1 pseudogene is annotated in these 243 nt (G+C 42.8%); it reads left to right on the plus strand.

Features of this window, described 5'->3' with window-relative positions:
- Positions 1-46 precede the first annotated feature (46 nt).
- Positions 47-243, plus strand: a pseudogene (locus FD01_RS16485) (ISL3 family transposase); the annotation flags it as partial.

The following is a 243-nucleotide window of genomic DNA, read 5'->3' on the forward strand; positions in this document are numbered from 1 at the left end:
TTCGTGTCCGCCCAACCTTGCGAGTAAGTAAGAAAGGAATTGAATAATGTCCCTCACTAGTCAGTCTATCCGAAATGCCCTTGAAATCAAAGACCCCAATATCACTTTTCTAGAAGATTCTCACATTCAGCTCATCAAAGGAAAAGAATCTCTTGTTTATCCCGCTAGTCTCACCTACAAACCCGACCATTGTGCTAATTGCGGCTTCGCCGACAAAATCGTGAAATACGGAACACAAAAGGT

The organism is Lacticaseibacillus manihotivorans DSM 13343 = JCM 12514, from assembly GCF_001435035.1.
Classification (GTDB): domain Bacteria; phylum Bacillota; class Bacilli; order Lactobacillales; family Lactobacillaceae; genus Lacticaseibacillus; species Lacticaseibacillus manihotivorans.